The sequence below is a fragment of the Bacteroides sp. ET336 genome (genome assembly GCF_024733815.1).
Lineage (GTDB): Bacteria > Bacteroidota > Bacteroidia > Bacteroidales > Bacteroidaceae > Phocaeicola > Phocaeicola cellulolyticus.
Genome location: NZ_JANRHK010000003.1, coordinates 61,466 through 84,358, shown reverse-complemented (window position 1 = coordinate 84,358; position 22,893 = coordinate 61,466). Strand labels below are relative to the sequence as shown.

General features: G+C 41.9%; 17 protein-coding genes. 2 read left to right on the top strand and 15 right to left on the bottom strand.

The features are described 5' to 3' along the window. The first annotated feature begins 7 nt into the window (after positions 1–7). Positions 8–748: an SDR family oxidoreductase gene (locus NW213_RS04610; protein ID WP_154042992.1), complete on the top strand. Its 741-nt coding sequence runs from the start codon at positions 8–10 to the stop codon at positions 746–748. Between the two features lies 1 nt (position 749). Here the strand turns inward: NW213_RS04610 and NW213_RS04605 are convergent, their stop codons facing one another. The 12 genes from NW213_RS04605 to NW213_RS04550 form a co-directional block, all read right to left on the bottom strand. Then, on the bottom strand, positions 750–2,117 hold the full coding sequence (locus NW213_RS04605; protein WP_154042993.1) for an MATE family efflux transporter: 1,368 nt from the start codon (positions 2,115–2,117) through the stop codon (positions 750–752). A gap of 191 nt (positions 2,118–2,308) precedes the next feature. Further along, positions 2,309–4,054: a phospho-sugar mutase gene (locus NW213_RS04600; RefSeq protein ID WP_258321981.1), complete on the bottom strand. Its 1,746-nt coding sequence runs from the start codon at positions 4,052–4,054 to the stop codon at positions 2,309–2,311. A gap of 203 nt (positions 4,055–4,257) precedes the next feature. Continuing rightward, on the bottom strand, positions 4,258–4,950 hold the full coding sequence (locus NW213_RS04595) for a response regulator transcription factor (protein ID WP_235325217.1): 693 nt from the start codon (positions 4,948–4,950) through the stop codon (positions 4,258–4,260). A 4-nt stretch (positions 4,951–4,954) separates the two neighbouring features. Continuing rightward, entirely contained in the window at positions 4,955–6,268 is a 1,314-nt protein-coding gene (locus NW213_RS04590; protein WP_258321980.1) for a sensor histidine kinase KdpD, read from the bottom strand. A gap of 52 nt (positions 6,269–6,320) precedes the next feature. Beyond that, complete coding sequence (locus NW213_RS04585; RefSeq protein WP_258321979.1) at positions 6,321–8,864, bottom strand: carboxypeptidase-like regulatory domain-containing protein; 2,544 nt, start codon at positions 8,862–8,864, stop codon at positions 6,321–6,323. Positions 8,865–8,895: 31 nt separating this feature from the next. Continuing rightward, complete coding sequence (locus NW213_RS04580) at positions 8,896–9,705, bottom strand: GLPGLI family protein (protein ID WP_258321978.1); 810 nt, start codon at positions 9,703–9,705, stop codon at positions 8,896–8,898. 103 nt (positions 9,706–9,808) lie between these two features. Continuing rightward, the gene (locus NW213_RS04575; RefSeq protein ID WP_258322116.1) at positions 9,809–11,338 is read right to left on the bottom strand and encodes an ATP-binding protein; all 1,530 of its coding nucleotides are present in this window, start codon (positions 11,336–11,338) and stop codon (positions 9,809–9,811) included. Positions 11,339–11,671: 333 nt separating this feature from the next. Continuing rightward, positions 11,672–13,036 carry a PFL family protein gene (locus NW213_RS04570; protein WP_258321977.1) on the bottom strand — a complete coding sequence of 455 codons (1,365 nt, stop codon included), beginning with the start codon at positions 13,034–13,036 and terminating at the stop codon, positions 11,672–11,674. 44 nt (positions 13,037–13,080) lie between these two features. Continuing rightward, entirely contained in the window at positions 13,081–13,353 is a 273-nt protein-coding gene (locus NW213_RS04565; RefSeq protein WP_154043001.1) for an ACT domain-containing protein, read from the bottom strand. Positions 13,354–13,443: 90 nt separating this feature from the next. Further along, entirely contained in the window at positions 13,444–14,232 is a 789-nt protein-coding gene (gene mazG, locus NW213_RS04560; RefSeq protein WP_258322115.1) for a nucleoside triphosphate pyrophosphohydrolase, read from the bottom strand. 14 nt (positions 14,233–14,246) lie between these two features. Then, positions 14,247–15,149 carry a LysR substrate-binding domain-containing protein gene (locus NW213_RS04555; RefSeq protein ID WP_204391085.1) on the bottom strand — a complete coding sequence of 301 codons (903 nt, stop codon included), beginning with the start codon at positions 15,147–15,149 and terminating at the stop codon, positions 14,247–14,249. Between the two features lie 149 nt (positions 15,150–15,298). Beyond that, complete coding sequence (locus tag NW213_RS04550; protein ID WP_204391087.1) at positions 15,299–15,880, bottom strand: DUF6621 family protein; 582 nt, start codon at positions 15,878–15,880, stop codon at positions 15,299–15,301. Between the two features lie 261 nt (positions 15,881–16,141). Here NW213_RS04550 and clpB point away from each other — a divergent pair, with 261 nt between their 5' ends. Next, the gene (clpB, locus tag NW213_RS04545; protein WP_204405105.1) at positions 16,142–18,730 is read left to right on the top strand and encodes an ATP-dependent chaperone ClpB; all 2,589 of its coding nucleotides are present in this window, start codon (positions 16,142–16,144) and stop codon (positions 18,728–18,730) included. Between the two features lie 34 nt (positions 18,731–18,764). On the opposite strand, the gene NW213_RS04540 is transcribed toward clpB, so the two are convergent. From NW213_RS04540 to tatC, 3 genes are read right to left on the bottom strand one after another with little or no spacing between them, the layout of a single operon-like run. Further along, positions 18,765–20,411, bottom strand: a complete 1,647-nt coding sequence (locus tag NW213_RS04540) for a C69 family dipeptidase (protein ID WP_258321976.1) — start codon at positions 20,409–20,411, stop codon at positions 18,765–18,767. 24 nt (positions 20,412–20,435) lie between these two features. After that, on the bottom strand, positions 20,436–22,070 hold the full coding sequence (locus tag NW213_RS04535) for a M23 family metallopeptidase (RefSeq protein WP_258321975.1): 1,635 nt from the start codon (positions 22,068–22,070) through the stop codon (positions 20,436–20,438). Between the two features lie 22 nt (positions 22,071–22,092). Beyond that, a complete protein-coding gene (gene tatC / locus NW213_RS04530; protein WP_258321974.1) occupies positions 22,093–22,893 on the bottom strand; it encodes a twin-arginine translocase subunit TatC in 801 nt (266 codons plus the stop codon).

Here is a 22,893-nt window from a genome sequence, read left to right as displayed (position 1 = left end):
AACAGCAATGACAAACAATACGAAACGTGCAGTAATTATGGGAGCTACTTCAGGATTAGGCTATGAAGTGGCACGACTTCTGCTTGCAGATGGCTGGAAACTGGGAGTGGCAGGCCGAAGAGAAGAGAACCTGAAAAAATTACAGTCGGAATATCCAGGACAGGTATGCGTAAAAGCCATAGACGTAAAGGACTGCAATGCCGACGAGGAACTTCTATCTCTGATTGGCGAACTTGGCGGTATGGATATGTATTTCCACAGTTCTGGTATAGGATATCAGAATGCGAGACTTGATGCCGATATAGAACTGAATACACTTGAAACAAACGGAACCGGATTTACCAGACTGGTAGGTACTTCTTTCAGATATTTCAGGGAAAAAGGCAGAGGACATATTGCAGTGATAAGTTCCATTGCCGGAACGAAAGGTTTGGGTGTAGCACCTGCATATTCTGCCACAAAAAGATTTCAAAATACATATATTGATGCATTAGAGCAACTTGCCACTATGCAGAAGCTGGATATCCGTTTCACGGACATACGCCCCGGATTCGTCGCTACAAGTCTGCTTAACGACGGCAAGAATTATCCTATGCTGATGAAAACGTCATACGCAGCAAAGCTGATAGTAAAAGCCTTAAAGAGAAATAAAAGAATAGCTGTGATAGACTGGAAATACAGCATACTGGTATTCTTCTGGAAACTCATACCGCGATGCATCTGGAAAAGGATGAAAGTGAAAAACTAAATCATGCAGTATGCAGAACTTTCTCTTTTTCCACTATATGACATAATCTGCGATATACATATCTGAATGCCGGAAGAAGAAAGGCCACGGCAAACATCCATGCCACAGGATCACCAAAGCATACCGCCCAGTATCCCCACATTGGAACAGCCACTACGCTGACCAATACACGGGCTATCATCTCTGCCACTCCGGAAAGCATAGACAACTGGGTATAACCGGCTCCCTGAATGGTATATCTGAATATACACACCATACCCAAAAATATGAAGAATGAAGCCGATACATGCAGAAACAATGCCGTGTCGGCCAATACTTCTGTTTCAGAGGCATCGACAAACAACATGGCTATCTCTTCAGAAAAATTCCACAAGACCAGATTCACCATTGCTACATAGGCTACAGTAAGCAACATTGATGCTTTAACGCCCTGCCATATTCTCTCCGGTTTTCCTGCTCCGTAGTTCTGTCCGCTGTATGTAGCCATTGCCATACCAAGACTTTCGAGCATACAGAGGAAGAACATCTTTATCCTCATAGCTGCAGTAAATGCCGCCACACATGCCGTCCCCAAAGCATTATTGGAACCCTGAAGCATTATACTGCCAATGGCTGTTATGGAAAACTGGAGTCCCATAGGTGCACCTATGTAGAGCAACTGTTTCGCCAATTCAGGTCGGAAACGTCTGTCTGCAGGAGCAGTTTTAAGAATGTCAAACTTGCGATACATATACTTATAGCACATAAGTGCCGATACCCCCTGCGAAACAACAGTGGCTATAGCAGCACCGGCAACACCCCATCCCAACACCAGGATACATACCAGATCGAGAACAATGTTCAATACTGTAGATATAAGAAGAAACCAGAAGGGTGTCTTGCTGTCACCCAATGCACGTATTATACTGGAAAGAAGATTATAATAGAAAGTACACGGAATTCCGATAAAAGTAACCAAAAGATATAGATACGCACCTTCCATGATATTATCGGGTGTCTGCATCCATTTCAATATATATGCACAAAGCAGACTCGTAACAATGGCTATAGCAACAGACATCACTCCTGCCAGTTTCAGGCTGACCGATACAAATCTGCGCATAGTGACATAATCGCGTGCACCGAATTTCTGAGCAACAGGAATACCGAAACCACCGCAACATCCATTACAGAAACCAAGGATAAGAAACACGACAGACGTGCTTGCACCTACAGATGCCAGTGCATTGATACCAAGAAACTTACCCACTATCGCAGCATCTACAAACGAATATGTCTGCTGAAGCAGATTTCCCAATAAGAGTGGAACTGTGAAATTCAATATAAGAGGCAGAGGAGCCCCGGATGTCATCTCTTTAGACTTTGCCATATATCCTGTACTTTTTACCGGGATGCAAAGGTAATGTATTTTCTACACTCATAGACTTAGGGTTATCAGGATTTTAACAAAAAATAAACTGCACCGGACGATATTGTTCTCACAATCATCATCCGATGCAGTCTGAATATTATTTGAAAATCGTTTGCAAAAGCATTGCAAAGCTTTTGCAAGACATCTTATCAGATACCAAGAGATTTCTTGACAGCTTCAATCTTTTCTTCAGCGTCAGCGCATGCTCCTGCATAGCACTTAGGACATGCCATTTCGCCCTTGATTTCCATATAGAACTTAATCTTAGGCTCTGTACCTGAAGGACGTACAGAAATCTTAGTACCGTCTTCTGTGAAGAACTGAAGTACGTTAGATGGTTCCGGCATATCAATGTCTGTTACATTACCGTTGCCGTCTGTTGCCTTAAGAGTCTTGTAGTCCTTAACAAGAGCAACTTTAGAACCGCCAAGTTCCTTAGGAGGACATGCACGGAAGTTGTCCATCATAGCCTTAATTTCATCAGCACCACTCTTACCCGGTTTAGTTACGTTAACAGTCACTTCCTTAGAGAAACCGTATTCAACATAGATTTCCATCAATATATCGTACAATGTCTTGCCCTGGTCTTTAGCCCAAGCACAGATTTCAGCAAGAAGAGCACAAGCAGAAACAGCATCTTTATCACGAACAAAGTCTTCAGCAAGGAATCCGTAGCTTTCTTCACCACCACCGATATACTGTTTGATACCTTCGTTCAGACGGATCTGACGTGCAATCCATTTGAAACCAGTATAGCAGTCGTACATTTCGATATTGTTCTTGTCAGCTACAGCCTTGATAAGTTCAGTAGTAACGATAGTCTTCACAACGAATTCATTACCCTTCATCTTACCCATAGCGATACGGTTCTTGATGATGTAGTACAAGAAGATCAAGCAAGTCTGGTTACCGTTGATAAGTACCCATTCGCCTTCGCTGTTCTTGCAAGCCATACCAACACGGTCAGCATCAGGGTCAGAAGCCATAACGATATCAGCATCGATACTCTTTGCAAGGTTGATAGCAAGTGTAAGAGCCTCAGCATTTTCAGGGTTTGGAGAGATTACAGTTGGGAAGTCACCACTCTTAACCATCTGTTCCGGAACGCAGTGAACATTCTCGAATCCCCACATCTTAAGAGCCTGAGGGATAAGCATCATACCTGTTCCGTGAATAGGAGTATAGACAATCTTGAGGTCTTTCTGACGTTTGATAACTTCAGGATCGATAGAAATTGAGTGAACTTTTTCCAAATAAACATCATCCACATCCTTACCGATAATCTGAATAAGATCCTTATTACCTTCAAACTTGATGTCAGCTGCAGATGCAATCTTGTTTACTTCGTCAATGATACCCTTGTCGTGTGGAGCAAGAACCTGTGCACCATCATCCCAATATGCCTTATAGCCGTTGTATTCCTTTGGATTGTGTGAAGCAGTAAGGATGATACCGCTCTGGCATCCAAGGTGACGGATAGCGAACGACATTTCAGGAGTAGGACGCATATCGTCGAAAAGATATACCTTGATACCGTTTGCAGAGAAGATATTTGCAGAAATTTCAGCAAACAGACGGCTGTTGTTACGGCAGTCGTGACCAACAACTACAGAGATATCTTTCTTACCTGCAAAACATTTATTAAGATAGTTAGACAATCCCTGAGTTGCAGCACCTACAGTGTAGATGTTCATGCGGTTTGAGCCAACGCCCATGATACCACGCAAACCACCTGTACCAAATTCAAGATCTTTATAGAATGCTTCAATCAAGTCTGTCTTGTCTTCGCTTTCGATCATACGTTTTACTTCTGCCTGAGTTTCGGCATCGTATGCTGGTGTCAACCATTTCTGTGCCTTCTCAATACAAAGCTTTATTAATTCTTCGTTTCCCATGATTAGTTGTTATTAAAATGATTATTGATTATATGATTAATTATGCACAAAAATATAAAATGAAAACAAATTATCCTAATGTTTTTTTATCAAATAAGACGTAAGGACAAAAAGAATGACAACTGTAATCAAAATTGGAATAAAACCCTGTTGCTATTTCATCAAGATTACAGCAAGAAACATCTTTCAAATAATACAATAAACTAATCCAACGAAAGTTTATATCCATTTCCCCTAATATTAATAATCTGGATACGTTTATCCTTCGACAAGCGGTGCCGTATCCTTGTTATCAACACTTGCAGACTTCTTGTACAGAAAAAATCATCGTTTCCCCATAATTCCAGCAACACATTCTGCATGGGAACAATAGAATCGAAATTCTGACAGAATCTTTTCAAAACCTCTGTTTCTCTATTTGGAAGTTGTTCTGTTTCACCAGTAGGTATATATAAAAGAATACCCTTGTCCGCATCAAACTCATAATCTCCAATATTAAACATATGCTGTTCCGATTCCTCTTTTGAAGAAATACGTCCGGTCAGAGCTTTTATACGTACTATAAGCTCTTTCATAGCAAACGGTTTGCGGATATAGTCATTGGCACCGGTTTCAAATCCTGCCACTACGTCATCCACCTCCGTTTTTGCCGTCAGAAATATTACTGGTGTAGTTTTATCGGTGTTACGTATTTTCTTTACCACATCCAGCCCTGATATCTTTGGCATCATTATATCAGAAACCAGGACATCGGGGTTTGATTCAAAGAATAGTTTCAATCCCTCCTCGCCATCGTATGCCAAACAGACGTCAAAGCCAACACTTTCCAGTGTATCCTTTATTATTTTTGCAAGAGTTATTTCATCTTCAATAAGTAATACTTTTATCTTTCCCATACCATTAAATTTCAATTGTAAATGTACTTCCCTCTCCCGGAGTACTTGTTAACGAAATCCGTCCTCCATGTCTTTCCACAATCGTTTTTGCAAAATAAAGTCCTATACCATATCCTTTCACTTCATGTACATCGCCATGAGGAACACGATAGAATTTCTCGAATACATGTCTCTGATGTTCCTGTGCGATTCCAATCCCGTTGTCTGATACTGAAATAAACAACTTATCTGATTTTCTGATTGCTTTAAGCAGTATCCGTACCGACTCACCTGAATACTTTACCGCATTATCGACTAAAGTGGAAACCACGCTCGACATCAGTTTTGCATCGAATATAGCAGTCAGATTATCATCGGCCTCTATCTGTATATCACAGGCTTTTGCAGTACGTAATCTGGTCTCCTGTACTATTTTCTCAAACATGTCTCTTATATTTGTTTCCGATACTTCCAGCCGGAAATTACCTCTTTCCTTCATTGACATCGACAGGATACGCTCCACAAGGGCACTCAGTTTTTCCAGCTGTTCCTTTGTGTCAAGCAGATATTCCTCCCTTTTTACAGGATTGTCCGCCAAGCCATAATTCAGCAAAGCATCATTTGCCGCGTATGCCACTGCAATAGGAGTCTTCAGTTCGTGAGTGATATTGCTTGTAAAACTGCTTTTCATCTCGTCAAATTCCATCTGCTTTTTCAGAGTATTTATGAAAAACCAGAAAGAGAATATCACTATGGCGACAACCATCAACGAAGTGAATATAATGCCGGACATATTCAACAGTATATATCCGGTCATCAGCCCAGTATCAAATGAATAAAGTTTTTTACCAAGAGTTGATTTAACTATGATATATCCAGCTGATGCGGAATCAGTATCAGACACAACATCAGGCGTATCCAGCGGACGAAAGATTTCATCTATACCTGCCTCCTTAAAATTCTGAAAAAGTATGGAATCCATCATTTCATAAAATTCCGGAGAAGTTACTGAAGATGCCACCTGTTTATTAAAGTCGTCACGCCTATATACACTTATTGACCTAATTTTATTCCCAAAAGAAGAGTCTCTTTTTATTGATACAATCTTAGACAAATTATCAGGACTCAAAAATGCTATGGAGTCTGTCAGTTGCTCTCGTTTTAACTGAAACGAATAAGCTGCGAGCTCAGACTTGGAAATCAATGAACTGATCTGCATCTCCAACGACTGTCGTTGAGACTTGTAAAGCCCCGAAAGCCAATACCCCTCATAAGCAGCAATCATGACAACTGAAATTACTGCAATAATCAGGAATCTATGTTTATTATCAATCTTCATACCAAATAAATCAGTTTAATAGAACAAAAGTAATAGTTTTAAGGCAATATAATCACAAATCCACACTCAACTTCATGAGATATTCACGTGGTCTGAGGCGGGTCATAGAGTAAAAACGGGTGATTGAACTTACATTAACCTGCTCATAAACAGAATTGCCTATAATATTGTCTGCCACAAGCGACACTTCCCACTTCTTTGATTTATACCCTACAGAGATATCACAGAAGCTGTTCACTCCAAAAGATTTTTCATTGCTGTGATATATTTCATTATTCAGAGAGAATATCCATCCGCCTGCAGGATTGAAATTTATCCCAAGCGAGTGTGACCAGTCAATTACACGACTGTCATCGTATGGAGTTGTTTTTTCCAATCTATTGCATATCATCATTTTTGACTTACCCTGTATTGATATACCTTTCACAGGCTTCAATGAATAGTCAAACGACGCATTATACACATTCATCCTGTTTTTAGCCAACACTCCGGAAACCAACATCTGCGATTCGGATGAGTTTACTCCCCCTCCAAATCCAAGAGTAGTATTTGCCCAAAAGAAATTCTTGGCTATACGTCCGTCAACTATATATGAGTCTGTATTATAACGCCCGGATGTAGCCACCATATTATACACTCCGGAATCCAGTTCTCCGCTATACAGAATGTTACCTTTATTATGAATATACACAGGTCGCAGATAGGCAAACAAACCGTAAAGAGGATTACGATAAGTAAACGAAGCACTCAGAGAATGTGCAAATTGGGTTTCCGGTTCGCCTATTCCTACAGTACATTGAGCATATGAAGTGAAAAGAGGTTCTGTAACAAGTTTCTTTGCATCATACGGATCGGCCGTCAGACGGTAATCAAGAATAAGTTTCGATGTGGGAGACATTTCCCATCTCCAGTTCAGATTAGGCTCAATCCAGAAGTCTGAAGAACGAAGCTTATCAGCAGCCCCATTCCCCGAATTATCCAATAACTGATTCACATAGCTGACCTTGGTCTTTGCCGTTAACTCATGTCCTTTATGCCTCATACTCACAGACGGACTCCAATATAGCTGTTGAAGCTTCCAGTCAGTGCTGTTTATCTTCTGATAACGACTGTCAAATCCCATCATATTATCAAAATACAATGCTCCGAATTTCTTTTTATACTGCACATGATTTTTCGAAGAGAATAAATCCATATCAAGCAACTGACTGTTGCCGTTTATCGTAAGCAACTGTCCCGGCAAACGGGTATAACCGGTAGAAGAATTAAACTGAATGACATTGCCCCCTGCCGTAGTATGCGACAACAGTAAATCTTCCGAGACCATACGTTTATAAGGTTTGACTGAAAGAGCGGTAAGCCTGTCATTATAAAGTATATTTCCATGACTTACATTCCAGTCGGAATACACTTTCGAAATGCTTTTCAGATATGTTCTTTCCTTATTCAGCGTATATGTTATTTCTCCTTTTGCCTCCTTTCGCCTGCTTTCCACATTCCAATCCTCCGTAATTACCGGCGAACCGTCCAAATCCAGATATGTAGTGGAGCTCTTTCTCAGCTGTTCCTCACTGTCAAACAGTCCGCTTGCCTGTATTCTCAGATCTGAATCTTTTCCAGTCCTCCACAGCCAGTTACCGGAAAGAAGATGACTTTTATTGAATGTATATCTTTCGACATCAAAGGCAGGACCGCCCAAATCGAGCAAACTGATAATATTCGCTTCTCCACGATATTCCAACAAGTCGGAAAGGCTTAAAATCTCATCTGCAATATTTGTCCCTGTATTGGTGTTTTTATAAAGCAACAATGTCTGGAAATTCTTCTTGAAATTCATCCCCATCAGACGGTTCTCGTAAAGGAAGCCATCACTCTTTTCCGCCCATCCCAATCCTATATCAGCCAAACCCGTCCAAACAGACTTGGCATCATCTTTAAGAACTATGTTCAATGCTGCTTTATCACTGAACTCAATATCACGCAATGACCTTACAGCCTGATGATTTTCCAAGACCTGAACACTCTCCACCTTGTCTGCCGATATGTTATTGCTGGCCTGGGCATATTGACTTCCCATCAGATCAAGACCTTCAATGTAAAAATGATTTATCGATTTTCCCTGATAAGATATACTGCCGTTAGGCTTTACTTCCAGACCTGGCATTTTCCTTATCACATCGGCTATACTGCGGTCCTGTATCTGCTTGAAACCTGCTACGGAATATGTCAGAGTATCACCCCTTTCACTTATACGTTCGGCTTTTACAGAAACCTCACGAAGCTGAAAGCTTGTTTCTTTCATTCTGACAACAACCTTATTTACCGCAGGATTATACTTTACAGTCTGTGTTTCATACCCCAGAAAGCTGAATCTGATATATGCAATTCCACCTACAGGTTTAAGAGTAAAGTAACCCTCAGCATCTGAAATGGCATAACACAGCTGCCTGCCGGATTCATTATAAGCCACAATATTCACTCCATACATTCCATTTTCGGATGTATCAACCACCTTACCAAAGAAAACAGCAGAAGATTGCGCAGGCAGACACAAAGAAACAGCAAGGGAGAAACACAACAGAATGATTCTTACCATAACCATACGAATGATGTATTTTCAAATGGCATTATTCCAGGTCAAGATAATTACTTGCAGGCTTGACTGTATTGGTTATATCTTTACCGTTGATATCAACAGCCTTTACCAGGTTGATACCCAATTCTTTTACCGCTTCTCCATAAGTCTTCCCTTCCTCGGATTTTCTCAGTTTCATAAATTTCGAACGTGAACACTTCAGAGCCTTGTCCTTCTCGAACAACTCTATTCTGGCGTCAGAAACATTCTGTTCCAAACCTACCGCAACAAAATGAAAAAGATTGTCAGCATCGCATGCTTCAAGAATCACACCGGGCAAACCTTTCAGAACATAAGGACCTGCCGAAACAGGGATATCGGGTGTGTACCATACAGTCCATGTTCTGCCATAAACTGTTGCTACGGCCTTCTTGCACTGATAATCACAAATCGTTTTGGTACTGTCTGATAATGCCCAGTCTATTTGCGGAAGCTTCTCTGTGTATATAAACTTATTTGTCTTTATATACCTCATATAGGTATATTTATCAGACGATGGCGCACCCGTCAGAACTTCCAGAGAGTTCTTGTTTCCATACTTTATGTTTGCATTCTGTGCCCTCGCCAAGGCTGTTGCAATATCCGCTTCCTTGGAAATATTATCGTACTCCGACGCCCATGCCCTATTATTAGGATTGTAGAAAACAGATTGGGTTTTGCCTACATCCAGAAACCATCTGTAGGTATTGCGTGTCTTACTATACAAAGCATCACAATCGTATGTGACGCGAAACAAGGCTGTTTCCTGCGCATTCAGCACAACAGCCGAAAGAAATAGAATAAAGGTAATAATCTTTCTCATAAATACATTCATTTAATGTTTATATGACAAAGATCGTATATTGGAACCAGATTTGCGGTTAACTCATAGCTAACACTCGGTTAACTAGAGTTAACTGAATCCTCTACTCTACCTTCCACTCCTCTATAGTCCCCGTCTCTGACGAGAACACAGCACCTATCTTATATACTCTACGGCTGTCAGACTCATATTCACGGACATACCCCTTTTCATCTATCTGACACATAGCCTCATCGGCAGTTCCGTCAAGCTTGAATTCAAAAATATATACATAGTCCGGAGTTTCTACGATACAGTCCACACGACCGTGGCTCTGCACCTTCTCTGTATAGACTGTATAGACACTGATAAGGCGCATTATAAGATAGAATGTATAGTGGAAATATCTTTCCTTTTCGCGCTCGTTCTCTTTGCGTCGCATCGTATAGGGAATACTTGCAAGGAAAGCAGTCATACCGGTACGGAAATCGTCTATCTCACCTTTTTTCAATTGTGAGACAGTTTTCCTTATCCATGATGCAGTCTCCATTTTATCGCCAAAATAAGATGAAGCCACCATCGTAAGAAACCCGCGTTTTACTTCATTGTTTGGGAAATCAAGCAGAAATGTCATTTCTTCCAAATCGAATTTCTTTATAGTAAGGTAGCCACTCTGATATATCATAGGCAATGGCTGCTCAACATTGGCTTTGTAGTCTATAAATTCTTCAGGAGAATAATACTTCCCTGTTATCTCGTTCATATTCTCATCAGAATGCGACAACAGGCGGATAAGATATGTCGGAGTACCACTCTTGAACCAATAATCATTCATTTCACCTGAATCGAATGCATTAAGCAGACTGAAAGGATTATACACATCTGTCATTCTTTTACTGAAATGATAACCGTCATACTGCGATTTCAGCTTTTTCATCATTTCATCATACGTACAACTGTATTCATCAGCCATCTGTTCTATAGGCTCTCTGAAAAAACTCTCCAGTTCCTCCTGAGATATACCGCAAAGTGTCTCATACTTTGCATGCATACTTATATCCTTAGGCTGATTGAATCCGCTGAAAACACTCACCTGCGAGAACTTGGTTACACCTGTCAGGAATACGAACTGCAGGTATTCATCGGCTCCCTTGAAAGTGGAATAAAAACCTTTCAGAACGTTGCGATGCTCTTCCTCCAAATCTTTGTCATAATCCAGGACATCAAGGATAGGCTTGTCATACTCATCAATAAGTACCACAGCACGGAGACCGTTTTTTTTATAAGCTGCCTCGAGTATTCTCTTGAACCTGAAACCAAGATTAAGTTCTTCTTCGCCTTTTTCTATTTCGTACAGTTTCTCCCAATCTGTTATATAGCTTAGAATAGCACTTCTCAATGCACCTTTGATTGTATATTCTCCACCATTGAAATCAATATGAAATACCGGATACACCTTCCAGTCCTTCTCCAGCGCATCAATCTTCAATCCCCTGAAAAGTTCCTTTCTGCCAAGAAAATAGTTCTTCAGTGTCGATACAAGAAGACTCTTGCCGAAACGGCGCGGACGGCTGAGGAAGTATATTGAGCCTTCCTGCACTAAGCTATATACCATATCAGTCTTATCGACATAAACATAATCGTCCTCTATTATACGGTCAAAGCTCTATATTCCTATAGGATATTTCATATTGGAGAATTAATAATTAAAAGTGAATAAAGACTATTTTGTAAACATTCTTGCCTTTTACAAAGATAGTGAAAGTTGAGAGCAGAGACAAATGAAAAACAAAGTTTTTCAAATTTAGACTATGCCGAAACGCATCCTAGCTTATCAAAAGATAGCACAAACATTGTGTAGTACAAAGCGAAAACAAAGTTATCATACTTTTAATTCCGAATTGAAGCCTATCTTACGCAAATATAAAAAATGACGAGCCACCCTCTTAAAGAGAAAGACTCGTCATCTATACTAAATTATTTCTTTTTAGTTCTTGAAACTATGTATAGGAGCAGGAATACGTCCTCCTCTATTTACGAAAGCATCGCAGCTGAAACGGTTGATAGGCATAACCGGAGCATAACCCAAAAGACCTCCGAACTCTACAGTTTCGCCCACAGTCTTTCCTACAACAGGAATTACACGGACAGCTGTTGTCTTCTGGTTTATCATTCCTATGGCTGCCTCATCGGCTATCATACCTGCAATAGATGTAGCCGGTGTATCACCCGGAATTGCTATCATGTCAAGTCCCACAGAGCATACACATGTCATGGCTTCCAGTTTTTCTATTGTAAGGGCTCCTGCCACTACAGCATCAATCATTCCCTGGTCTTCGCTTACAGGGATAAACGCGCCGCTAAGACCTCCTACGTATGATGATGCCATCACACCGCCTTTCTTAACCTGATCGTTAAGCAAAGCCAAGGCTGCTGTAGTTCCCGGTGCACCCGGATACTCAAGTCCTATCTCCTGAAGAATTTCAGCCACACTGTCGCCCACAGCAGGTGTTGGTGCCAGCGAAAGGTCGATAATACCGAAAGGAACACCAAGACGATGAGACGCCTCCTGTGCTACAAGCTGACCTACACGTGTAATCTTGAACGCAGTACGCTTGATTGTTTCGCAAAGGACTTCGAAACTTGCTCCACGTATCTGCTCGAGTGCATATTTCACTACTCCAGGGCCACTTACTCCCACGTTTATAACAGCATCGTCTTCAGACACTCCGTGGAATGCACCTGCCATGAACGGATTATCATCAGGAGCATTGCAAAGTACTACGAGTTTGGCGCAACCCAAAGAGTCACGGTCTTTTGTCATCTCTGCAGTTTCCTTTATGATATCTCCCATAAGGCGTACGGCATCCATATTGAGTCCTGTCTTTGTAGAACCTACATTGACAGAGCTGCATATTCTCTCTGTACATGCCAGTGCCTTAGGAATAGAACGTATGAACAGTTCGTCGCTATGGCTCATACCCTTAGATACGATGGCAGAATAACCTCCAATAAAGTTCACTCCCAATTCGGCTGCCACACGGTCAAGTGTCTGTGCAATCTTTACATAATCATCGGAAGTCTTACACGCAGAACCGCCTACAAGTGCTATCGGTGTGATGGAAATACGTTTGTTTACGATAGGAATACCAAATTCCTTTGATATTTCTTCGCCCGTACTTACCAGCTTACCGGCAAGACGGGTTATCTTATTGTATATATTCTGACAAAGGACATCAAGATTACCATCAGCACAATCAAGAAGGTTGATACCCATAGTGATGGTACGGACATCAAGATTTTCCTTTTCTATCATTTTATTGGTTTCAATAACCTCGGATATATTTATCATGAGTTTCTGTTTTTTTAATCTAAAAACTAATAACTGACAACTCCTTAAATACGATGCATCTTATCGAAGATTTCTTCTCTCTGACACTTAATCTGCACACCCATTGTTTCTCCCAAAGCAGACATTTCAGTAACAATCTGCTCAAAAGGTTTTTCTATGGCTGACATATCAACAATCATCATCATGTTGAAATATTCCTGAACGATAGTTTGCGAGATGTCAAGTATGTTTACTTTGTTATCTGCAAGATATGTACACACTTTGGCAATGATACCTATAGTATCCTTTCCTACTACGGTGATAATTGATTTATTCATCTTTAATTGATTTTTAATAACTAATTTGTCGGCAAAGATAGTTAATTGATTTCAAAATGAAAGAGTTTCAATTCGAAATATCGCAAAAATCTACAGTCCTTTACTTTTTGCCTCATTCCACAATTCATCCATCTCATTGAGACTCATTTCATTGAGGTTTCTTCCTGCCTTGATAGTATGTTCCTCCAGATAGTTAAATCGGCGGATAAATTTCTGGTTCGTATGTTCCAGAGCATTGTCAGGATTTATCTTATACAGTCTTGCCGCATTAATCAGACTGAACATCACATCGCCAAACTCAGCTTCGGCTTTTTCTTTATCCATATTGCCTACTTCCGACTCAAATTCGGTGATTTCTTCCTTCACCTTTTTCCAAACATCTTCCCTGTCTTCCCAGTCGAAACCAACATTACGTGCCTTATCCTGTATTCGGTACGCCTTTATCAATGAAGGAAGGGCAGCAGGCACTCCGCTCAATACAGATTTGTTTCCGTCTTTTTCCTTCAGTTTTATCTGTTCCCAGTTTTCTGAAACTTTCTCGGCTGTATCTGCTTTAACCTCTCCAAACACATGAGGATGGCGGAATATAAGTTTGTCACACAGTTTGTCGCACACATCTTTTATATCGAAATCACCTGTCTCACTACCAATCTTTGCATAGAACACGACATGAAGCAGTACATCGCCCAGTTCCTTACAAATGTTCTTCTTATCATTCTGAATCAGAGCGTCGCAAAGTTCATAAACTTCCTCTATGGTGTTGGGACGAAGACTTTCATTTGTCTGCTTTCTGTCCCACGGACATTTTTCGCGTAATTCATCCAGCACATCAAGCAAACGGCCGAACGATTTCATCTGTTCTTCTCTTGTACTCATTATTATATATTGTATTGTTATTTGTTTTCTTTACCAAGACTGCTACGTACGAAACGCATGAACAACTGTGCAGCCTCAATCTCCTGACCTTGTGCCGACACAAAGCAGAAATGACGTGTAAACTGAAGCCCAGAAACATCAATCACCCGGAACATTCCTTCGCCCAACTCCTTCACCAAAGCGGCAATTGAGATTATTCCCATGCAATCGCTGCATGCCAGAAATGACTTGATACTCTCGGTACTTCCCAAATGCATTCTCACATTGAGTGACGAAAGTTTCAGACCTTCCTCTGCAAGGACTGTTTCTATAGCATCGAGTGTTCCAGAACCTCTTTCCCTCAGAACAAGTGGGATCTTGCAGAACTCATCAAGGGTTATTTCCTCTACATCGGCTGGAAATGCTGACGAACGTACTACCGGAACGAGCTCATCACAAAGGAAAGCCTCATACTTCAGATTTGGAGTGCGGAACACTCCTTCCACCATACCAAGGTCTATAGTATGTTCCGACACGGCGTTCTCCACATTACGTGAATTGGTATCGATTAGCGACACTTTTATCTGCGGATATTTCTCAGTAAACTTTGCAAGTATCGGAGGAAGGATATATTGGGCTATTGTTGTACTTGCTCCAAGACGTAGTTCTCCCGCATATTCGTTATTAAGCAAATGCATGTCGTATTCCATCTTGCGATACTCCGTAAGGATACGCTCGCAATGTTCCATCATAACTTTTCCTGCTTCGGTCAGAGTTATCTTGTTGTTCATACGGTCGAACAGACGCACGTGGTACATGCTTTCCAGTTCGTGTACATGCTTTGTCACTGCCGGCTGACTGACAAACAGTTCCTGTGAGGCTTTTGTAAAGCTTAGGTTTTTGGCAACACTGTAAAATACTTTAAGACGGAAATCTGACATGACTATTTTATTTTTTAATGCCGTTTAAATATCTATATGCATTCTGCTGCCGACCATCGTGAGCAGAGCTGCTGACTATCGTGAGCAGAGGTGCCGACCATCGTCGGCAGTGGTGCTGACCATCGTCGGTACCAAGAGCTGTCTAGAAATCACAGCTCTTCCGCTTTTATTCCTAATGACTGAAGGACTGCAAAGCCTAGCATCTCAAAAGAATATACAGCCTCATCCTTTGGAGGGTTCATTCCGAAAAGCGTTATACTGTCTTTTCCTTTTATCTTGTTGAGTGTGGAATGAGTTTTCTGCTGATATGCGTCTTCATCGGCAACAGCTACAACACGTTTCACATCCTTGGATTCGCCTGCCAGCATAAGAGCCTCATTGAACAATTCCTCGCACGTTGCCATATCTGACGGCTGGAAAGAGTATATGGAAAATTCGCCAAGCTGACTCTTGAAGGCTACATTATTGAGTTCCTTATCCAAATCGGATGGGGTACAGAACGACATGCGTGGTTCTGCCGAATCATATATAAAAATTACCTGAACGGCATTATCCCCTAATACAACTCCTGCATCAAGCGCCAGACATTCAAGCAATGCAGCCAGATCTGCCTTCGGTAATTCTCTATTTAATATAGGTGAAAAATGTTCGGCCATATCGCGGCCTACTCTATCAAGATATGATGCATCTATAAGCATCACGTTTGGTGCAAATTCTATTTTCTTTTCCATAAAAATTCAATTACCGTGTAAAGATACTAAAAACTTTACAGACAAACTGTCCTATAAAAGGACAAAATTGCAGTCTTAGGCTCTAAGTTTCTGACATTTAGACATATAATTATTAAAAAACAGTTTTGGCAAGAAGTTTGGAGTATTATAAGCGTGATTAAAAACGAAAGGTAAAAACAAGGATAACAACAAGGTATTGGAACAATAGGTAAAAAGATTCTTGGATAACAATAAAGTATAAAATAAGAAAGGAGAATATATATGAATTTCAACAACTTTACAATCAAATCGCAAGAGGCTGTTCAGGAGGCTGTGAACTTGACACAAAGCCGAGGACAGCAGGCCATAGAGCCGGAACATATACTTGCGGGCGTATTGAAGGTGGGCGAAAACGTAACCAACTTCATATTCCAGAAGCTTGGAATAAACGGCCAGCAGGTAGCTACAGTTCTTGACCGTCAGATTGCATCTCTGCCTAAGGTTTCAGGCGGTGAGGCTTATCTGAGCCGCGATACGAACAATGTATTGCAGAAGGCAGTTGAGTACTCAAAAGAGCTTGGCGACGAGTTCGTTTCACTTGAAGCTATACTTCTGGCTTTGCTCAATGTTAAGAGTACAGTGGCAACTATTCTGAAAGATGCCGGAATGACCGACAAGGAATTGCGTGCCGCAATCAGCGAATTAAGACAAGGACAGAAGGTTACTTCACAGTCAAGTGAAGACACATATCAGTCACTTTCAAAGTATGCAATAAACTTGATTGAGGCTGCACGAACAGGTAAGCTGGACCCGGTAATCGGTCGTGACGAGGAAATCAGACGTGTACTTCAGATTTTGAGCCGCCGTACAAAGAACAACCCTATCCTGATAGGTGAACCGGGTACAGGTAAGACAGCCATCGTGGAAGGTCTGGCACAGCGTATCCTGCGTGGTGACGTGCCTGAAAACCTGAAGAACAAACAGTTGTTCTCACTCGATATGGGTGCGCTGGTTGCAGGTGCCAAATATAAAGGTGAGTTTGAGGAAAGACTTAAATCTGTCATCAATGAGGTAACAAAATCGGACGGTAACATAATATTGTTCATCGATGAGATACATACTCTGGTTGGTGCAGGTAAAGGCGAAGGCGCGATGGATGCCGCAAACATTCTGAAACCGGCATTGGCCCGTGGCGAACTGAGAAGTATCGGTGCTACCACACTGGACGAATACCAGAAGTATTTCGAAAAGGATAAGGCCCTTGAACGTCGTTTCCAGACTGTAATGGTGGACGAACCTGACACCCAGAGTTCAATATCAATCCTTCGTGGTCTGAAGGAAAGATACGAGAACCATCATCAGGTACGTATCAAAGACGAGGCTATCATAGCAGCAGTTGAATTGAGTAACAGGTATATCACAGAGCGTTTCTTGCCGGATAAGGCTATCGACCTTATGGACGAGGCTGCTGCTAAACTGCGTATGGAACGTGACTCTTTGCCTGAGGAACTTGACGAGATTGAACGCCGATTGAAACAGCTTGAAATCGAGCGTGAGGCTATCAAACGTGAAAAGGATGAAGCTAAACTTGCACAGCTTAACAAGGAGATTGCCGAACTGAAAGAACAGGAGACTTCTTACAAGGCCAAATGGCAAAGCGAGAAGGAACTTGTAAATAAAATTCAGCAGAACAAGAAGGAAATAGAACAGCTCAAGTTCGAAGCCGACAAGGCTGAGCGTGAGGGTGACTATGGACGTGTGGCTGAAATACGTTACGGCAAGCTGCAGGCTCTGGAAGCTGAAATAAAGAATATTCAGGAAGACCTGAAACACAAACAGGGCGACAGTGCCATGATCAAGGAAGAGGTTACCGCAGAAGATATTGCCGACGTAGTATCACGCTGGACAGGAATACCGGTAAGCAAGATGCTGCAAAGCGAACGCGAGAAACTTCTTCATCTGGAAGACGAACTGCATAAGCGTGTCATAGGTCAGGACGAAGCTATTCAGGCTGTGTCCGATGCCGTAAGACGTAGCCGTGCAGGACTGCAGGACCCTAAACGTCCGATAGGTTCGTTCATCTTCCTCGGTACGACCGGTGTAGGTAAGACTGAGTTGGCCAAGGCACTGGCAGAATATTTGTTCGACGATGAATCGCTGATGACACGTATAGATATGAGTGAGTATCAGGAGAAACACTCTGTGTCAAGACTTATCGGAGCGCCTCCGGGATATGTCGGTTACGATGAAGGCGGACAGTTGACTGAGGCAGTAAGACGTAAACCTTATTCAGTGGTATTGTTCGACGAAATCGAAAAGGCTCATCCGGACGTATTCAATATCCTGCTTCAGGTATTGGACGACGGTCGTCTGACAGACAACAAGGGACGTACGGTGAACTTCAAGAATACTATCATCATCATGACTTCAAACTTGGGAAGCTCATACATACAAAGCCAGTTTGAGAAAATCACTCCGATGAATCATGACACGATAGTAGAGGAAACAAAGAACGAGGTGATGAATATGCTGAAAAAGACTATCCGTCCTGAGTTCCTGAACCGTATAGACGAGACTATCATGTTCTTGCCATTGAACAAGAATGAAATAGAACAGATTGTACGTCTGCAGATAAACGGCATAAGAAAGATGCTTGAAGAGAACGGTGTACAGCTCCAGATGACTGACGAGGCTGTAGATTTCATAGCTACAGCAGGCTACGACCCTGAGTTCGGTGCCCGTCCTGTGAAACGTGCAATACAGCGTTATCTGCTCAACGACTTGTCAAAGAAACTTCTTTCACAGGAAGTGGACAGAACAAAACCAATCATAGTGGAACGTGGTGGAGACGGATTGAGTTTCCGCAACTGATAATAAAAAAAGAGGCCCGAGGGCCTCTTTTTTTTTATTTCAATTCAACTGATTTATATCTGTCGCCTGTAGCCTTAACTACTTCCTTCAAGAATTCTTCAGGATATCCAGGACGTTCCAATGGAGCGCAGTTTCCAGTTTCAGGAGCAACCATCTTTCCGTTCTTTACCAGTTTTCTTGCACCATCGTTATAACGAACGATAAGGAACTCTGCAAGTTTCTTCCAGCGGTCAACTGTTGTACGGGCAGTCATGTCAGTATAGTTTGTAAGGAAATCCTTTGCCTTTTCAGGACTTTCCTGATACAACTTCAGTGCTGAAGATTCAATTCCTGATTGAGCAGACTCGAAAGTATCTTCCAATTCTTTCTGTACGGCACGCATATCATCTATCATCAGGCTGTAACGAGGACGGATCATGTCTGCCACCCAGTTGTAAATCCAGAATGCAGAATCCCATGAGAATGTGATGCAGTCGCCGTTTCCTTCAGCGTATGGAACAGGAATTCTGTCTGTACAGCAGTAAACCGGAGTAAATACAGTCATGTTTGCATCATCAAGTCCGAACCACAATACACCGCCTACAGGGTCTGGCAAGTTTGCACGCATCTGTGCCACGAAAGAGAATGCACTCTGCTGTGTTGAGATAGGACGTTCGTTGAAGTATTCCACTCCGTCAACCTTGAATGTAAGAGGAGAAAGACGGTAAGGAGTTTCGAAAGGACCTGCACCCAAATCCTTAGTGATATCAAGCGGTGTACCTTCGTAATGGTCGCGCATTGCTCTCTGGACATCGCGTACAGAAAGTTTTGAATCGGCCTTTATATAAAGTGGCATAGGCTCTTTGCTCTTGCCAAGGATATATGGAAGATAAGCATCACCAGTTGTCTTGCTGAACATATTATAGAAACTCCATACACGTGTCTCGCAGAAACGGAGACCGCTGAAATCAAGCGGACAATATGCATCGGCAAAACTGAAATCAGAGTTCTTGCCATTAAAATATCCTTTTTCACGAGCGAACGAAATTACGTCCGGAGAATAAAGGCAGTTATCCTTGTCATTAAGATTGAATTTGTGTATACGGCTCTGGTTGGCATGAGCAGCGATACAGTCGTCAGGAATACGGACTGCCACCCAAACAGCACCTTTAATACCGGGACCTTTACCGATCATTTCCATTATCCATGCCTCGTTAGGGTCGGCAATAGAGAATGACTCACCGCTACTGTAATAGCCGTATTCCTTAACAAGATCTGTCATAACCTTGATGGCTTCCTTGGCAGTGCGTGAACGCTGGAGAGCTACATAAATCAGGCTTCCGTAGTCCATGATACCTGTAGTATCAACCAGTTCAGGACGACCTCCGAATGTGGTTTCGCCGATAGTAACCTGATATTCGTTCATATTACCCACTACATTGTATGTCTGCTTTGCCTCCTTGATCTGTCCGAGATACTTTCCGGTATCCCAGTCGTGAATATCACGCATGGCACCATCAGGATGTGTAGCGGCAGGATAGTGATAAAGCCATCCGAACATACCGTAAGAGTCGGCAGAATAAGACACTATTACTGAACCGTCGGCAGACGCTTTCTTACCGACAATAAAGTTGGTACAAGCCCAACCGTTTACTACAAAGGCTGTAAGCAACACCACAGCCATCAACAATCTGTTTGTCATAAGCGTTTGTGATTGAATAGTTATTTAGAAATTTAATTGTTTACGTGTTTCGTTTCCGCAATTGTCGGTCACCACGACCTCCAGCTTGTGAGGTACTCCCCTCTTTACTTTTTCCTTATCCTGGATGACAAGGATACCCTTCTTCAGACCGAAGAGAACGAACTTTCCGTCGATATATACTTTATATGAAGCTATCCCTGTAGCCTTGTCGGACACCTTGAAACGGATATTCGAAGTAGAACGCCATTTTGCCTTATCAAGCGGAACGACAGAAGGAGGAACAGTGTCAACAGCCACAGAATATTTTCCGAAGTTACGTACCTTTGCCCTCATCCAGCCATTGTCGTATTCACCTCCTACATAATATGTCCTCCTGCCGTCAATCTGCCTGATATAGTATTTATCGGGAGATACAGTATTCAGTTTTCTTACTCCTATAGCCAAAGGACAATAACCGTGAAGCGGAGTATTTCCTGCATCAATGTCATATTCAAGCGAAACGGCTGTTGTATCTTCGGCTGTAATGCCAACACTTACCTCCGTATCATCGTAAAGCATTCCTTTCGGTATAATGAATTCCATACCGGGACGCTGGATAATAGCAGTATGCGAAGACTGCAACAGTTCCTCTCCTTTCATACGGTATTCCGGAATATCCTGCCTTTTCCCTCTCACGGTAAAACTATATTTACTCTTATTTCCGAAATTATCTTCGAGAACATAGACAAACTTATAATCCCTTTCGCTGTCTATATTTACGATACCCCTATCCTCGCCTACATGATGCAGACGCAGTTTGTTTCCAGGCGACTTGTACGAACGCATCATCAATCTGCGTGAACGCACAAGTTCGTCATAATCGGTAAAGGTATTAATCATTCTGTTTTCATCAGGAAGGACTCTGTCAGTCTTACTGTTGAACACCTCAACAGAATCGACATAAAGAGTTACGGAATGTACTCCATAGAAATTGGATGTGCCGTCCATATAATCCTTGGCACTGATGGCAGCATATATCTGCCCCCATGCAGTAACCGGCGACTTGATTGATGCCACAGGATAAATCTTTTTATTGGTAGAGCCTTCCACTACTCCTTTACCCTTTACAGGATAAAGCCCTATAAAGCTTGCCTTCGGAGCCTTGGTATCCTTTATCCTACTGCTGAAATACGGCATCGGATCAAGATATTCATCTGTACCGGTTTTTCTGATTTCAAGATGAAGATGAGGACCGGCAGAAGAACCTTCATTACCGCTCAACGCTATGATGTCGCCCTTCTTGAACTTGAAACGTCCCGGTTCGGGATAGAGATAGCAGACGAAAGTCTCGTTGGCATACTGATATTCCCTTACGTATTTCTCTACTTCGGGAGCGAACGAAATGACATGACCATAGACTGATGTATGTCCGTCTGGGTGAGTGATATATATAGCCTGTCCGTATCCTCCATGCTGGACAGCCACACGCGACACATATCCGTCGGCAATACATCTTACGGGATGACCGACTGTTCCTTTTGTCTTGAAATCAAGACCGTTATGAAAATGGTTTGGTCTCAGCTCTCCGAAATTGGCGCTGAGTAATAGCGGAAAATCCAATGGCGCACAATACTTTATAGTATCACCGGCATATGAAGCCGAGGCAACACAACAAAGCATTGCAAAAAAAGTTTTTCTTAAATCAATCATCGACATTCTTATCAACCTTTCTTACTATAAGAATACTTGCTTCGTACAATACAAATATAGGTACTGAAACAAGCAACAATGTAAATATATCAGATGTAGGAGTAATCACAGCCGCCACTATAAGTGCCACAACATATGCATGCTTTCTGTATTTCTGCATGAATGAAGAATGCAAAACCCCTATTTTGGCAAGGAACCAACAAACGACAGGTATCTCGAAAACTATTCCCATTAACAGGCTCAGAAGCATCAGCGTGTCGATATACGATGAAAGCATTATTGTGTTCTGAACATCAAGGCTCACCTGATATGATGCCAAGAAACGGAATGTAAGCGGGAATATGATAAAATAGTTTACCAGCACACCGATAATAAACAGCAGATATCCGCTCGTTACTACACGAACAGAGTATTTGCGTTCATTCTCATATAACGCTGGCGATATAAAATGAAACAATTTATAAATAATGTATGGTGAAGCCACTATAAGGCCTGCATATATGGACACCATGGCGTGCATCATAAACTGACCAGCCAACTGGGTATTGATGAGCGTGGAGCTGAATTCACCAGGACATAATCCCGGCATACCAAGCAACTCGGACAAACGACAAAGAAACCTATAAAAAATGAAATCGGATTCCTTAGGTGCCAGTACAACAGCAAAAAGCTGATCCTTGAAACAAAATCCAAGGATTGTAAATAGCGCTACAACAACAACTATACGAAACAGGACACTTCGCAATTCGTCCAAGTGATCCCAAAATGTCATTACTTTATCGTCCTGTTCCAC